Origin of the sequence: uncultured Acidovorax sp. (assembly GCF_964021665.1) — a bacterium.
GTDB classification, from domain to species: Bacteria; Pseudomonadota; Gammaproteobacteria; order Burkholderiales; family Burkholderiaceae_C; genus Acidovorax; species Acidovorax temperans.
In genome coordinates, this window is record NZ_CAXIAK010000017.1 from 22,889 (window position 1) to 37,490 (window position 14,602).

Annotated in this window: 11 protein-coding genes; all 11 read left to right on the forward strand. The window is 65.3% G+C overall.

The window, feature by feature from the left end; genetic code table 11:
* The first annotated feature begins 168 nt into the window (after window positions 1-168).
* The 11 genes from apbC to AADJ04_RS05915 all read left to right on the forward strand — a co-directional run bounded on the left by apbC (window position 169) and on the right by AADJ04_RS05915 (window position 14,599).
* The gene (apbC, locus tag AADJ04_RS05865; RefSeq protein ID WP_341239036.1) at window positions 169-1,260 is read left to right on the forward strand and encodes an iron-sulfur cluster carrier protein ApbC; all 1,092 of its coding nucleotides are present in this window, start codon (window positions 169-171) and stop codon (window positions 1,258-1,260) included.
* A gap of 258 nt (window positions 1,261-1,518) precedes the next feature.
* Window positions 1,519-3,417 (forward strand): NADH-ubiquinone oxidoreductase-F iron-sulfur binding region domain-containing protein, encoded by a 1,899-nt coding sequence (locus AADJ04_RS05870; RefSeq protein ID WP_341239037.1) that lies wholly within the window; start codon window positions 1,519-1,521, stop codon window positions 3,415-3,417.
* Window positions 3,414-6,383, forward strand: coding sequence for a molybdopterin-dependent oxidoreductase (locus AADJ04_RS05875; RefSeq protein ID WP_341239038.1), 2,970 nt, complete (start codon window positions 3,414-3,416; stop codon window positions 6,381-6,383). The genes AADJ04_RS05870 and AADJ04_RS05875 overlap by 4 nt, the downstream gene beginning before the upstream one ends.
* A gap of 69 nt (window positions 6,384-6,452) precedes the next feature.
* On the forward strand, window positions 6,453-7,001 hold the full coding sequence (locus AADJ04_RS05880) for a DUF3305 domain-containing protein (RefSeq protein WP_341239039.1): 549 nt from the start codon (window positions 6,453-6,455) through the stop codon (window positions 6,999-7,001).
* Window positions 6,994-7,713 (forward strand): DUF3306 domain-containing protein, encoded by a 720-nt coding sequence (locus AADJ04_RS05885; protein ID WP_341239040.1) that lies wholly within the window; start codon window positions 6,994-6,996, stop codon window positions 7,711-7,713. The genes AADJ04_RS05880 and AADJ04_RS05885 overlap by 8 nt, the downstream gene beginning before the upstream one ends.
* Window positions 7,673-9,742, forward strand: coding sequence for a 4Fe-4S binding protein (locus tag AADJ04_RS05890; RefSeq protein WP_207373970.1), 2,070 nt, complete (start codon window positions 7,673-7,675; stop codon window positions 9,740-9,742). Before AADJ04_RS05885 ends, AADJ04_RS05890 begins: the two co-directional genes overlap by 41 nt.
* The gene (locus AADJ04_RS05895; RefSeq protein ID WP_142083951.1) at window positions 9,739-10,368 is read left to right on the forward strand and encodes a molecular chaperone TorD family protein; all 630 of its coding nucleotides are present in this window, start codon (window positions 9,739-9,741) and stop codon (window positions 10,366-10,368) included. The genes AADJ04_RS05890 and AADJ04_RS05895 overlap by 4 nt, the downstream gene beginning before the upstream one ends.
* Window positions 10,369-10,517: 149 nt before the next feature.
* Entirely contained in the window at window positions 10,518-10,739 is a 222-nt protein-coding gene (locus AADJ04_RS05900) for a formate dehydrogenase (protein WP_066698995.1), read from the forward strand.
* A gap of 14 nt (window positions 10,740-10,753) precedes the next feature.
* The gene (locus AADJ04_RS05905) at window positions 10,754-13,723 is read left to right on the forward strand and encodes a formate dehydrogenase subunit alpha (RefSeq protein WP_207373961.1); all 2,970 of its coding nucleotides are present in this window, start codon (window positions 10,754-10,756) and stop codon (window positions 13,721-13,723) included.
* A 10-nt stretch (window positions 13,724-13,733) separates the two neighbouring features.
* A complete protein-coding gene (gene fdh3B / locus AADJ04_RS05910; RefSeq protein ID WP_207373962.1) occupies window positions 13,734-14,363 on the forward strand; it encodes a formate dehydrogenase FDH3 subunit beta in 630 nt (209 codons plus the stop codon).
* Complete coding sequence (locus tag AADJ04_RS05915) at window positions 14,360-14,599, forward strand: hypothetical protein (protein WP_142083955.1); 240 nt, start codon at window positions 14,360-14,362, stop codon at window positions 14,597-14,599. Before fdh3B ends, AADJ04_RS05915 begins: the two co-directional genes overlap by 4 nt.
* The last annotated feature ends 3 nt before the right edge of the window (window positions 14,600-14,602 follow it).

Genomic DNA, 14,602 nt, shown 5'->3' on the forward strand with positions numbered 1-14,602 from the left:
GTGGCTTCTCGCTTGGGCGTTGGGGCAATGGCTGCGCATTGTCGTGCAGTTGTAGGGCGGTTATGGGCATGCGGGAGCACTGCCAAAGTGGGTTCTTCACGGCTTGCCCACAAGAAAAATCGGTGAAAGCCCCTTGGATAGACTACGGCCCCCACAGGAGTTATTTGAATGTCAGTCACCGAACAAGGCCTTTTGGCCGCACTTTCCAGCGTGCTCGACCCCCACACGGGCAAGGATTTTGTCAGCACCCGCGCCCTGCGCAACGTGCAGATCAGCGGTGGCGACGTGGCGTTTGACGTGGAGCTGGGCTACCCCGCCAAGAGCCTGGTGCCCGAGCTGCGCCGCAGCCTGGTAGCCGCTGCCAAGGGTGTGGCCGGGGTGAGCAACGTGTCGGTCAACATCACCACCAAGGTCATCGCCCATGCCGTGCAGCGCGGTGTGCAGCTGTTGCCACAGGTGAAGAACATCATTGCCGTGGCCTCGGGCAAGGGTGGCGTGGGCAAGAGCACCACCGCCGCCAACCTGGCCCTGGCCCTGGCGGCCGAGGGTGCCAGCGTGGGCGTGCTCGACGCCGACATCTACGGCCCCAGCCAGCCCATGATGCTGGGCATCAACCGCCGCCCTGAAAGCGAAGACGGCAAGACCATGGAGCCGCTGGAGAACTACGGCGTGCAGGTCATGTCCATCGGCTTCCTGGTGGACCAGGACGAAGCCATGATCTGGCGCGGCCCCATGGCCACCCAGGCGCTGGAGCAGTTGCTGCGCCAGACCAATTGGAAAGACCTGGATTACCTCATCATCGACATGCCCCCGGGCACCGGCGACATCCAGCTCACCCTGAGCCAGCGCGTGCCCATGACCGGTGCGGTCATCGTCACCACCCCGCAGGACATCGCCCTGCTCGACGCCAAAAAGGGCATCAAGATGTTCGAGAAGGTGGGTGTGCCCATCCTCGGCATCGTCGAGAACATGGCCGCCCACGTGTGCAGCAACTGCGGCCATGTGGAGCACATCTTTGGCGCCGATGGCGGCAAGAAGATGGCCGCCGAGTACGGCATGGACTACCTGGGCGCGCTGCCGCTGAACATGAGTATCCGCCTGCAGGCCGACAGCGGAAAGCCCACGGTGGTGGCTGACCCCGATGGTGAAGTCGCGCAGATCTACAAGAAGGTGGCGCGCGATGTGGCGGTGAAGATCGCCCAGCAGGCCAAGGATTTTTCCAGCAAGTTCCCCACCATCTCGATCAGCAAGAACACCTGAAATTGGGGTCTGGGGATCCTCTGCAGGAATCGAGCTGGCTAAGTGTGCGCTGCAGATCGGGATGGGCTGCCAGGCGTAAAACGCAGCAATAGCCGTAGCTATTTCGAGTATTTGCAACGACGCAGACCGCCTGAAACCGCACATGCACACGGCGCGGTGATTCGGGCGGAGGGTCCCTAGGGCCAGCGGCGGCGCCTCGCCGCCTGCGCACGCGGGCGATTCCCGACGCCGACCCGCTTCGCGGTGAAAATGCGGCCCATGAGTCTCCAGCCCGAAGCCCCCACCGTCGCCGCCGTGTCGGTCTCCGACATGCGTGAACGCATCCGCCGCAAAAGCCACCTCAAGGGCCGCCAGCCCGAAGACGTAGCCATGACCGAGGTGGCTGGGCTGCTGGGCCCGCGGCCCGCCACGGGCTTGCGGCGCGATCTGCTCATTGAATACCTGCACCGCCTGAACGACCACTTTGGCGTGCTGCACGACCGGCACCTGGTGGCGCTCGCCAAGCAGATGAACCTGCCGATGGCCGAGGTGTACGAGGTGGCGAGCTTTTATCACCACTTCGAGATCGTGCGTGGCGAGGAAGCCCAGGCACCGCGCCTGGTGCTGCGCGTGTGCGACAGCCTGAGCTGCAGCATGGCTGGCGCGCGCGAACTGCTCGACGCCCTGCCTGCACGGTTGCAAGCAGCCGGGCAGGGCGACGTGCAGGTGTTGGCCGTGCCCTGCGTGGGCCGCTGCGAGCAGGCGCCCGTGGCCGTGGTGCACCAGTGCCCTGTGCCGCAAGCCACCTTGGACTCGGTGCTGGAAACCGTCACTTTGAAGCCAAATCGGGCTCTGGCGCTTCACCCATCAGCGCCAGCAGCTATCAATTTTGATATTGCAGCGCTGGCAGAGCACAGCGTACCTGCGCAGCCGGATGGCATCAGCCCCGCGCACACTGATCTCGCCACCTACCGCGCCCGCGGCGGTTACCAGACCGCTGCCGCCTTGGTCAACGGCGAGATGGACGCCGAGGCCGTGCTCGCGGCCATGGAGGACTCGGGCCTGCGCGGTTTGGGCGGCGCGGGATTTCCGGCGGGGCGCAAGTGGCGCATTGTTCGCGACCAGCCGGCCCCCCGCCTGATGGCCGTGAACATTGACGAGGGAGAGCCCGGCACGTTCAAGGACCGTACTTATCTAGAGCGCGACCCGCACCGCTTTCTGGAAGGCGTGCTCATCGCCGCCCAGGTGGTGGGCACCGAGGCCGTCTATATCTACCTGCGCGACGAGTACCACGGCTGCCGCGCGCTGCTGCAGGCCGCGCTGGACGACCTGCGCGCCGAGCCGCCGTGCCCGCTGCCCCACATCGAACTGCGGCGCGGCGCGGGTGCCTACATCTGCGGCGAAGAGTCGGCCATGATCGAGAGCATCGAAGGCAAACGCGGCGAGCCGCGCATGCGCCCGCCCTACATCGCGCAGGTGGGTCTGTTTGGCCGCCCCACGCTGGAGCACAACTTTGAAACCCTGTACTGGGTGCGCGACATCGTGGAGCGCGGCCCGCAGTGGTTTGCCAGCTTTGGCCGCCATGGCCGCAAGGGGCTGCGCAGTTTCAGCGTGAGCGGGCGGGTGAGGCACCCGGGCGTCAAGCTCGCGCCTGCGGGCATCACCGTGCAGGAGCTCATCGACGAATACTGCGGCGGCATGCTGGACGGCCACGAGCTGTATGCCTACCTGCCCGGCGGGGCCTCGGGCGGCATCCTGCCCGCGAGCCTCAACCAGATTCCGCTGGACTTCGACACGCTGCAGCCCTACGGCTGTTTCATCGGCTCGGCCGCTGTCATCGTGCTCAGCCAGCACGATCGCGCGCGTGACGCGGCGCTGAATGTGATGCGCTTTTTTGAACACGAAAGCTGCGGCCAGTGCACGCCCTGCCGTGTGGGCACGGCCAAGGCAGCCGCGTTGATGCAAGCGCCGCAGTGGGATGAAGAATTGCTGGACGACCTGGCGCAGGTGATGGCCGATGCCTCTATCTGCGGCCTGGGGCAGGCCGCGCCCAATCCCATTCGCTGCATTCACAAGTATTTTCCGCACGAGGTGGGCGAAGGGCCCTGGCCGGGTGACCTGCCCAAGCCGCGCAACAGCCCACTGGCGGAGCAACTGCCCCAAGGAGGCGAGCCATGAGCGCCTTGCACGACACCGGCGGAGTGGCCTTTGAGCTGGACGGCCAGCCCGTCACCGCCCGCCCTGGCGAAACCATTTTGAAAGCCGCGCAGCGCCACGGGGTGGACATCCCGCACCTGTGCTACAGCGACGGACTGCGACCCGACGGCAACTGCCGCGCCTGCGTGGTCGAGATCGCGGGCGAGCGCACGCTGGCGCCCAGCTGCTGCCGCGCGCCGACCGCAGGGATGAAAGTGCAGGCCGCCAGCCCGCGTGCGCGCAAAAGCCAGCAGATGGTGGTGGAGATGCTGCTGTCTGACATGCCGGATGTGGGCTACCGATGGAACGATGGAGATATCAAAACTCCTGAATTGATAGCTGCTAGCGCTTATCCATCAAGCGCTAGAGCCCAATTTGACTCAAAAAATGCTGAAGCGGTGGGCCAGCACGGTGAGCTGAGCCAATGGGCGGATCGGCTGGGCGTGAGCGTGCGCCCGGCATTGAAGGCCCTGCGCCGCGAGCAGCCCGCGCCCGACCTGAGCCACCCCGCCATGGCCGTCAACCTGGACGCCTGCATCCAGTGCAACCGCTGCGTGCGCGCCTGCCGCGAGGAACAAGTCAACGACGTGATCGGCTACGCGCTGCGCGGGGCCGACAGCAAGATCGTTTTCGACCTCGACGACCCCATGGCCGAAAGCACCTGCGTGGCCTGCGGCGAATGCGTGCAGGCCTGCCCCACGGGCGCGCTCAGCCCCAAGACGCACATCGGCTCGCAAAAGGTGGACCGCAAAGTCGATTCGGTCTGCCCGTTCTGCGGCGTGGGCTGCCTCATTACCTACAACGTGCGCGATGAAAAGATCATCAGCGTGGAAGGCCGCGACGGCCCCGCCAACCACGGCCGCCTGTGCGTGAAAGGCCGGTTTGGCTTTGACTACGCTCATCATCCCGACCGGCTCACGGTGCCGCTGATCCGCAAGCCCGGCGTGCCCAAGGAGGTGCGGCCGTATGGCGCGGACTGGCGCGACACCTTCCGCGAAGCGACCTGGGACGAGGCACTCGACCTGGCCGCAGGCCAGCTCAAGACCCTGCGCGACACGCACGGCCGCAAGGCGCTCGCAGGCTTTGGCTCGGCCAAAGGCAGCAACGAAGAGGCCTATTTGTTCCAGAAGCTGGTGCGCACCGGCTTTGGCAGCAACAACGTGGACCACTGCACCCGGCTGTGCCATGCGTCCAGCGTGGCCGCGCTGCTTGAAGGCGTGGGCTCGGGCGCGGTGAGCAACCCGGTCAACGATGTGGAGCACGCCGAGCTGATCTTTGTGATCGGCTCCAACCCCACGGCCAACCACCCGGTGGCTGCGACCTGGATGAAGAACGCGGCCAAGCGCGGGGCAAGAATAGTGCTGGCCGACCCGCGCGTGACCGACATTGGCCGCCATGCCTGGCGCACGCTGCAGTTCAAGGCCGACACCGATGTGGCCATGCTCAACGCGCTGATCCACACGGTGATCGACGAGGGGTTGGTGGACGAAGCCTTTATCAAGGGCCGCACCACCGATTTCGAGGCGCTCAAGGCCAACGTGATGGGCTGCAGCCCCGAGGCCATGGTGCCTGTGTGCGGCATCCCGGCCGAGACGCTGCGCGAGGTGGCGCGCGCGTTTGCCACTTCGAAGGCCTCGATGATTTTGTGGGGTATGGGCGTGAGCCAGCACATCCACGGCACCGACAACGCACGCTGTCTGATCGCACTGTGCGCTGTCACGGGCCAGATCGGCAAGCCCGGCTCGGGCCTGCACCCGCTACGTGGCCAGAACAACGTGCAGGGCGCCAGCGACGCGGGCCTGATCCCCATGATGTTCCCCAACTACCAGCGTGTGGACAACGCCGGGGCGCATGCGTGGTTTGAAGAATTCTGGGGCACCCAGCTCGATGAAGCGCCGGGCTACACCGTGGTAGAGATCATGCACAAGGCCCTGGCCGACGACAGCGACCCGCACAAGGTGCGCGGCATGTACATCATGGGCGAGAACCCGGCCATGAGCGACCCCGACCTGAACCATGCGCGCCACGCGCTGGCCAGCCTGCAGCACCTGGTGGTGCAGGACATCTTTCTGACGGAAACCGCCTGGCTGGCCGACGTGGTGCTGCCCGCCAGCGCCTGGCCCGAGAAGACCGGCACCGCCAGCAACACCGATCGCATGGTGCAGATGGGCCGCCGCGCCCTGAACCCGCCGGGCGATGCGCGGCCGGACCTGTGGATCATTCAGCAGATCGCGCAAAGAGTGGGCCCCCACGCTCCGCACTTCGTGTCGTCGCTGCCCCCCGAGGGGGCCGGCCCCGCCTTGGGGCGGCCCGGCGGCGGGGCGGGCCTGAACTGGAACTACGAAGGCGAAGAATCTGGCGTGGCCGCCGTGTACGAGGAAATGCGCCAGGCGATGCACGCCAGCATCGAGGGCATCACCTGGGAGCGCCTCGCGCGCGAATCCAGCGTGACCTACCCCTGCCTTGCACCTGACGACCCCGGCCAGCCCATCGTCTTCACCGATCAATTCCCCACGCCCACGGGCCGCCTGCAACTGGTGCCCGCCAGCGTGATCCCGGCGGCAGAAAAGCCGAGCGCTGAGTTCCCGTTCGTGCTCATCACCGGCCGCCAGCTGGAGCATTGGCACACGGGCAGCATGACGCGGCGCAGCACCGTGCTGGACGCCATCGAGCCCATGGCCACCGCATCGCTGCATGGCGACGAGTTGGCGCGATTGGGCGTGGCGCCCGGCGCGCTGGTGGGCATCCGCTCGCGGCGCGGTAGGGTGCAGGTGCGCGTGCGCCGCGACGACGGCACGCCCCGTGGCACGGTATTCATGCCGTTTGCCTACGTGGAGGCAGCGGCCAACCTGCTCACCAACGCCGCGCTGGACCCGTTTGGCAAGATTCCAGAATTCAAATACTGCGCCGTTGCCGTGGAAGCGCTGCCATCGACCAAGGGCGATTGAAGAGCAGGGCGCAGGGGTTTGGCGGCGCGCCTGCATGGCAGGGGCGGGTCCGGAGTACAGTCGCAGCCCATGACTGAGCGCCCCTACACCGATGTTGCTGTGATCATGCGCTGCGAGCGCATTGACAACCGCTGGCAGCCCTGGCGGTGGTCGCTGGCCGAAGTGGTCATGCACGACCCGGCCTTCGGCACTGAACCGCGCCAACTGTTGAACGACGAGCGCGAACAGCGCTGGATATTTCCCGGCTTTCGGGTGGAGCTGTTCCGCGACGATGCCGAGGGCTACCACCTGAATGTCGAATCGCCCGCCCCGTGCTGGTTTGTGCTGTGGCGCATGGACGAAGACGATGGTGGCGATGCCCCCCGCCTGGCCCGCCCGGTGGAAGTCAGCCTGAGCTACCACGAGGCAGGCCGCTGGCTGGATGCGCAAGAAACGGTGGAGCAAGTGCCCGTGCCGCCTGAGGTGCTGGAGGTGCTGCAGGCCTTCGTGGCCGAGAACTACCAGCCTGAGCCCAAGCGCCGTAAGCGTCCTGACAGCTTTCAGCCGTTGCAAGACCGGTTTGGCAACCCCGCCTCGGTGAGTACCGAGAAACACCGTGGTGGAGGTGGCCGTGGCTGACGGATTCCTGGGCCGCTGGTCGCGCCGCAAGCAGGAGGTGCGCGAGGGCAAGCCCGTACAAGACCCTGCGCCACCCGTGCCACAGGCATCTGTGCCAGCCGGGGTGAATGCGCCTGCGCCCCTGGCCGCGCAGCCGGCTGCGGCACCCGTGCCGCCCGAGCCCGCAGCCGCGCCGTTGCCCACCTTGCAAGACGTGCAGTCGCTGTCCATCGATTCCGATTTCAAGCCCTTCGCCAGCCGTGCGGTGGCGCCTGAGGTGCGCAACGCAGCGATGAAGAAACTCTTCACCGACCCACACTTCAACGTGATGGACGGCCTGGACATCTACATCGACGACTACACCCAGCCCGACCCGCTGCCCGCTGCCATGCTCAAGCAAATGGCCAGCGCGCAGTTCATGGGGCTGGTGGAAGAAGAGTCGGAAACGCCTCCAGCAGCAGGCCAGGCCGCGGCCCCTGCCGGGCGAAATGACCCGAAAGACCCCGCACCCGTGGAACCCCCTGTGCCATCGGCAACGCAACCGGGGCAAGACGTGGCACAGTCGGGGGTATGCACAGCTATTCCTAGCACGCACGGGCAAGCGTTGGCTGGTTCCACGGGGGAGCCTGCGTCGCTTGCCCCAGCCAGCCACACAGAACATGACCACGCTCATCTGCGATTGCAACCAGACGATGCCGCTGAACGCCCAGGCCCTGGGCACAGCGCTTCGTGAAGACCTGACCCTCCATTCCACCCTGTGCCGCCGCGAGGCGGGCGCCTTCACCCAGGCCATCCGCTCGGGCGAGGACGTGGTGGTGGCATGCACCCAGGAAGAGCGCCTGTTCGCTGACCTGGGCCGCCAGACGGAAGGCGCCATCTCGCCCATCCGCTTTGTGAATATCCGCGAAACCGGCGGCTGGAGCCGCGATGCGGGCAAGGCCGGCCCCAAGATCGCCGCGCTGCTGGCGGCGGCGCACCTGCCCGAGCCGCCGCCCGTGCCGGTGGTGACGTATAAGAGCGCCGGGCGCCTGCTGATCATCGGGCCGCTCGATGCGGCAGAGCAGGTGGCCGGGTTGGTGTCTGATGTGCTGGACGTTACCGTGTTCGCCCAAGGCCCCGGCCAGGCCGGTGGCGCCCAGGCTCGTCGCTACCCCGTGCTGGGCGGGCGCATCGAAGCATTGACGGGCTGGCTGGGTGCGTTTGAATTGCGCTGGCGCGAAGACAACCCCATCAACCTTGACCTGTGCACCCGCTGTAATGCCTGCGTGGCCGCCTGCCCCGAAAACGCCATCGGGCTGGATTACCAGATTGACATGGCTGCCTGCCAGGGCCACCGCGCTTGCGTGAAGGCGTGCCAGGTGGCGGGGGCGATTGACTTTCAGCGCGCGGTCGAGAGCGAGTCGGCCCAGTTCGATCTGGTGCTGGACATGCGCCGCGCTGACGCCACGCCCACCTTCTTGCAGCACGCGCTGCCCCAGGGCTACCTGCGCAGCGATGGGCGTGACCTGCCCACCGTGCTGAAGCTGCGCGAACTGGTGGGCGAGTTTGAGAAGCCCAAGTTTTTTGAATACAAGCAGAAGCTCTGCGCCCACAGCCGCAACGCCACCGTGGGTTGCAGTGCCTGCGTGGACATTTGCTCGGCCGAGGCCATCAGCAGCGACAAGGCCCGCCAGCGCGTGGTGGTCAACCCCAACCTGTGCGTGGGCTGCGGCGCCTGCACCACGGTGTGCCCCACGGGCGCGATGACCTATGCCTATCCGCCCGCGGCAGAGCAGGGGCAGCGTTTTAAAACCCTGCTGTCCACCTATGCCGCAGCGGGCGGCAAGGACGCCGTGCTGCTGTTGCACAGCCAGGAGCGTGGCCAGGCGTTGGTCAATGAGCTGGGCCGCGCAGCGCAGCTGAAGGTGGCCCATGGCGTGCCTGCGAATGTGATTCCGGTGGCCTTGTGGCACACCGCCAGCACGGGCGTAGACCTGTGGCTGAGCGCCGTCGCCTACGGGGCCTCGCAAATCGTCTTGCTGGTTACCACCGAAGAGGCGCCGCAGTACCTGGAAGGGCTGCAGGCGCAAATGGACGTGGCCCAGCGCATCCTCAACGGGCTTGGCTACACGGGCACCCACCTGCGCATCATCGAGGCCAAGCACCCGACGGAGTTGGATGCGGCGCTGCAAACCCTCAGCCAAACGCGCCAGCGCACCCCCGGTGTGGCCGCACGCTTTGCCATCGCGCAGGAAAAGCGCAGCACCCTGGACATGGCGCTGGACCATCTGGTGGAACAGTCGCCCCTGGGCGCGGCCACCTTGCCAGCGGCGATTGAGCTGCCTGCCAAGGGCTCGCCCCTGGGCACCATCACGGTCGATAAAGACCGCTGCACCCTGTGCCTGAGTTGCGTGAGCGCCTGCCCGGCAAGCGCGCTGCAGGACAACCCGCAAACGCCACAACTGCGCTTTCTGGAGAAGAACTGCGTGCAGTGCGGCCTGTGCCAGACCACCTGCCCGGAAAACGCGATCAGCCTGCAGCCCCGCCTGTCGCTCACGCCCGAGCGCGCGCAGCTGCGCGTGCTCAACGAAGCGCAGCCCTGGGCCTGTGTGCGCTGCAGCAAACCGTTTGGCACCGTGAAGGCCATCGAGGCCATGCTGGGCAAGCTGGCTGGGCATGCCATGTTCCAGGGCGAAGCGCTGGAGCGGCTCAAGATGTGCAGTGACTGCCGCGTGATTGATCTGTACTCCGCACAAAACGAATCGAAAGTGACCGACCTGTGAGCGCCTCTGTTTCATTGACCCAGCCCGGCAGCTCTGCGCTGGACGAAGAAACCGCACGCGCCGAGTTGTATGGCGTGTTGTCCCAACTGTATTACGCACCGCCCAGCCCCGAGCTGCTGTCGGCCCTGCGCGTGGCCGTGACCGAAGCGCCCATGGAAGGTGGCTTTCTGCAAGAGCCCTGGCAGCAGCTGGTGGCAGCGGCCCGCGCGCAGGACGACGCCGCCATCGCGGCTGAATACGATCGCCTGTTCGGCGGCGTGGGCAAGCCCGAGGTGTTTGTGTACGCATCGCACTACCTGGCGGGCTTCTTGAATGAAAAGCCCCTGGCACGTTTGCGCACCAGCCTGGACCGCCTGGGGCTTGCGCGGGGCGACACCATGCCCGAGACCGAGGACCATGTCGCATATCTGTGCGAAGTCATGCGCTACCTGATTGCGGGTGATGACATGGCTGTCTGTAACCTGACGGCTCAGCGTGAATTTTTTGCCGAGCACATCCAGCCCTGGCTGCCAGCCATGTGCAACGCGCTGGAACAGCACCCGGCCGCGAGCTTCTATGCAGCCGTGGCGCGCCTTACGCGGGCTTTTGCTGCTGTTGAGGCGCAGGGTTTTGACATGCTCGATTGAAGATTGTTTGCGATGTGCCGCGTCTTGACGCGCGGCAATGCTCAAGTGCATTGGTGGGATTAGGGTTGGCCTCGTTGTGAAGGTTACCTGGCTGCCTTAGACTCGCCTATGCAATCTTTTACATAACTGCCAGCCTCCTGGAGACAAGCATGCAGGACCGCCAGCCTTCCGCTTCTACCCCCCCATCCCGTCGCCGCTTCTTTGCGGGCGCCGCCGCCGTGAGCGCCGGTGCTGCCGCCGTGACGGTGCTGCCGCGTGTAATCCCCGCCGAGGTCGTGGCCGCTGAGCCCGCCCGCGTGGCGCCTGAAAAGGGAGGTGGCTACCACCTCTCGGCGCACGTGAAGCAGTACTACAAAACCACCCAACTTTGATTTCGGGGCGCGCCATGTTGCTCACCAAAAAGTCTGCGCATGCACCGCACAGTGCATCGACATCCTCTCCCTTTGTTCACAGCCTGCGCCGGGGCCTGTCCCAGGCACTGCCCACCATGGACCGCCGCGCTTTCCTGCGCCGCTCGGGCCTGGGCGTAGGCGTTGGCATTGCAGCCTCGCAACTTACCCTGGTCAAGAAGTCGCAAGCGGCTGAAGGTGCCAAGGTGGGCCTGGGCGACAGCAAGATCGAAGTGCGCCGCACCGTGTGCACCCACTGCTCGGTGGGCTGTGCTGTGGATGCCGTGGTCGAGAACGGCATCTGGGTGCGCCAGGAACCGGTGTTTGACTCGCCCATCAACCTGGGCGCCCACTGCGCCAAGGGGGCGTCAGTGCGCGAGCACGGCCACGGCGAGTACCGCCTGCGCTACCCCATGAAGCTGGTCAACGGCAAGTACGAGCGCATCAGCTGGGACACGGCCCTGAACGAAATCACGGCCAAGATGAAAGAGCTGCGCGCCGCCAGCGGCCCGGACAGCGTGTACTTCGTGGGCTCGTCCAAGCACAACAACGAGCAGGCCTACCTGCTGCGCAAGTTCGTGAGCTTCTGGGGCACCAACAACTGCGACCACCAGGCGCGCATCTGCCACTCGACCACGGTGGCTGGTGTGGCGAACACCTGGGGTTATGGCGCCATGACCAATTCGTACAACGACATGCAGAACAGCAAGGTCGCTCTGTACATCGGCTCCAACGCGGCCGAGGCCCACCCGGTGTCAATGCTGCACATGCTGCATGCCAAGGAAACCGGCTGCAAGATGATCGTGGTGGACCCGCGCTTCACCCGCACCGCTGCCAAGGCGGACGAGTACGTACGCATCCGCTCGGGCACCGACATTCCATTCCTGTTCGGCCTGGTCTATCACATCTTCAAGAACGGCTGGGAAGACAAGAAGTACATCCACGACCGTGTCTACGGCATGGAAAAGGTGCGCGACGAGGTCATGGCCAAGTGGACACCCGACAAGGTGGAAGAGGCCTGCGGCGTCAAGGAAGACCAGATGTTCAAGGTCGCCAAGATGCTGGCCGACAGCCGCCCTGGCACCATCGTGTGGTGCATGGGCCAGACGCAGCACACCATCGGCAACGCCATGGTGCGTGCCTCCTGCATCTTGCAGCTGGCCCTGGGCAACGTGGGCAAGAGCGGTGGCGGCACCAACATCTTCCGTGGTCACGACAACGTGCAAGGCGCGACGGATGTGGGCCCCAACCCTGACTCGCTGCCCGGCTACTACGGCCTGTCCGAAGGTGCGTGGAAGCACTTCGCCAACGTGTGGGGTGTGGACTTTGAGTGGATCAAAAAGCAGTACGCCACGCCCGCGATGATGACCAAGAACGGCATCACCGTGTCGCGCTGGATTGACGGCGTGCTGGAGAAGAACGAGCTGATCGACCAGGACAGCAACCTGCGCGGCGTGTTCTATTGGGGCCATGCCCCCAACTCGCAGACCCGTGGCCTCGAAATGAAGCGCGCCATGGACAAGCTGGACCTGCTGGTGGTGGTAGACCCCTACCCATCGGCTACCGCTGCCATGGCCGCCATGCCCGGCAAGCCCGAAGACCTGAACCCCAACCGCGCGGTGTACCTGCTGCCTGCAGCCACGCAGTTTGAAACCAGCGGTTCCTGCACGGCGTCCAACCGCTCGCTGCAGTGGCGCGAGAAGGTCATCGAGCCGCTGTGGGAAAGCCGTTCCGACCACATGATCATGTACCAGCTGGCACAGAAGCTGGGCTTCGACAAGGAACTGGTCAAGAACTACAAGATGCAGAAGGTCAAGGGCATGGACGAGCCCATGGTCGAAGACATCCTGCGCGAAATCAACCGCTCCGTCTGGACCATTGGCTACACCGGCCAGAGCCCAGAGCGCCTGAAGGCCCACATGAAGAACATGCATGTGTTCGACGTGAAGACCCTCAAGGCCAAGGGCGGCAAGGACAAGGAAACCGGCTACGACTTTGCAGGTGACTACTTTGGTCTGCCATGGCCCTGCTACGGCACGCCCGAGCTCAAGCACCCAGGCACGGCCAACCTGTATGACACCTCCAAGCACGTCATGGATGGTGGCGGCAACTTCCGCGCCAACTTCGGTGTGGAGCGCAATGGCGAGAACCTGCTGGCTGAAGATGGCTCCCACTCGCTGGGTGCCGACATCACCACCGGCTACCCCGAGTTCGACCATGTGCTGCTCAAGAAGCTGGGCTGGTGGGACGACCTGACGGACGCCGAGAAGAAGGCGGCCGAGGGCAAGAACTGGAAGACCGACCCCTCGGGCGGCATCATCCGTGTGGCCATGAAGGTGCACGGCTGCCACCCCTTCGGCAACGCCAAGGCGCGTGCGGTGGTGTGGAACTTCCCTGATCCGATTCCGCAGCACCGCGAACCGCTGTACGGCACCCGCCCCGACATGGTTGCAAAGTACCCCACGCACGAGGACAAGAAGGCCTTCTGGCGCTTGCCCACGCTGTACAAGACGGTGCAGGACAAGAATATGGCGGACAAGGTGTACGAGAAGTTCCCGCTCATCCTCACCTCGGGCCGCTTGGTCGAGTACGAAGGTGGCGGCGAGGAAACCCGCTCCAACCCCTGGCTGGCCGAGCTGCAGCAGGAAGCGTTCGTGGAAATCAACCCCAAGACCGCTGCCGACCGTGGCATTCGCAATGGCAGTCGCGTGTGGCTGAGCTCGCCCACCGGCGCACGCCTGAATGTGCAGGCCCTGGTCACCGAGCGCGTGGCGCCCGACACCGTGTGGATGCCATTCCACTTCTCTGGCCGCTGGCAAGGCGCCGACATGTTGGCTTATTACCCACAGGGGGCAGCGCCTCTGGTGCGTGGCGAGGCCGTGAACACTGCAACAACGTATGGCTACGACGTCGTGACCATGATGCAAGAAACCAAGACCACGATCTGCAACGTGGAAGCTGCGTGAGGAGACCGCAATGGCCCGCATGAAATTTATCTGTGATGCAGAGCGCTGCATCGAGTGCAACAGCTGCGTGACAGCGTGCAAGAACGAGCATGAAGTGCCCTGGGGTGTGAACCGCCGCCGGGTGGTGACCCTGAATGACGGCGTGCCCGGTGAAAAGTCCATCTCGGTGGCCTGCATGCACTGCAGCGATGCGCCTTGCATGGCGGTGTGCCCCGTGAACTGCTTCTACCGCACCGAAGAAGGTGTGGTGCTGCACGACAAGGATGTCTGCATTGGCTGCGGCTACTGCAGCTATGCATGCCCGTTCGGTGCGCCGCAGTTCCCCTCTTCCGGCACCTTCGGTGTGCGCGGCAAGATGGACAAGTGCACCTTCTGCGCTGGCGGCCCTGAAACCCATGGCAGCCAGGCCGAATTCGAAAAGTACGGCCGCAACCGACTGGCCGAAGGCAAGCTGCCTGCCTGCGCAGAAATGTGCTCGACCAAGGCCTTGCTCGCCGGCGACGGCGACGTGGTGGCAGACATCTTCCGCAACCGCGTGGTGCAGCGCGGCAAGGGTGCCGAGGTGTGGGGCTGGGGCACTGCCTACGGTTCCAAGCAGGCAGGCCAGCCTCCAGCAGGCGCAACCGGAGCCAAGTCATGACACGCATTGCTTCGACACTTTTGACGGCCGCCACCCTGTGCGTGGCACTGGCAGCCTGCGGTGAAAAGCCCCAGACAGGCGGTGCAGTCAAGCACGATGCGGCGCCTTACGCCGGTACGGGCAGTAACTTCACCCAGCCAGGCTGGACGGCGGGCGACAAGACCAGCTGGGAGCAGCAACTGCGCACGCGCCAGCAGTACGGTCAAAACGAGTATTCCCGCAACCAGAAGCCCTGAGCG

What these genes read in the sequence shown, in the direction of transcription:
- apbC (WP_341239036.1), top strand. Translation starts at nt 169, where the DNA reads ATGTCAGTCACCGAACAAGGCCTTTTGGCCGCACTTTCCAGCGTGCTC.
- AADJ04_RS05875 (WP_341239038.1), top strand. Translation starts at nt 3,414, where the DNA reads ATGAGCGCCTTGCACGACACCGGCGGAGTGGCCTTTGAGCTGGACGGC.
- AADJ04_RS05900 (WP_066698995.1), top strand. Translation starts at nt 10,518, where the DNA reads ATGCAGGACCGCCAGCCTTCCGCTTCTACCCCCCCATCCCGTCGCCGC.
- AADJ04_RS05870 (WP_341239037.1), top strand. Translation starts at nt 1,519, where the DNA reads ATGAGTCTCCAGCCCGAAGCCCCCACCGTCGCCGCCGTGTCGGTCTCC.
- AADJ04_RS05915 (WP_142083955.1), top strand. Translation starts at nt 14,360, where the DNA reads ATGACACGCATTGCTTCGACACTTTTGACGGCCGCCACCCTGTGCGTG.
- AADJ04_RS05880 (WP_341239039.1), top strand. Translation starts at nt 6,453, where the DNA reads ATGACTGAGCGCCCCTACACCGATGTTGCTGTGATCATGCGCTGCGAG.
- AADJ04_RS05905 (WP_207373961.1), top strand. Translation starts at nt 10,754, where the DNA reads ATGTTGCTCACCAAAAAGTCTGCGCATGCACCGCACAGTGCATCGACA.
- fdh3B (WP_207373962.1), top strand. Translation starts at nt 13,734, where the DNA reads ATGGCCCGCATGAAATTTATCTGTGATGCAGAGCGCTGCATCGAGTGC.
- AADJ04_RS05890 (WP_207373970.1), top strand. Translation starts at nt 7,673, where the DNA reads ATGCCGCTGAACGCCCAGGCCCTGGGCACAGCGCTTCGTGAAGACCTG.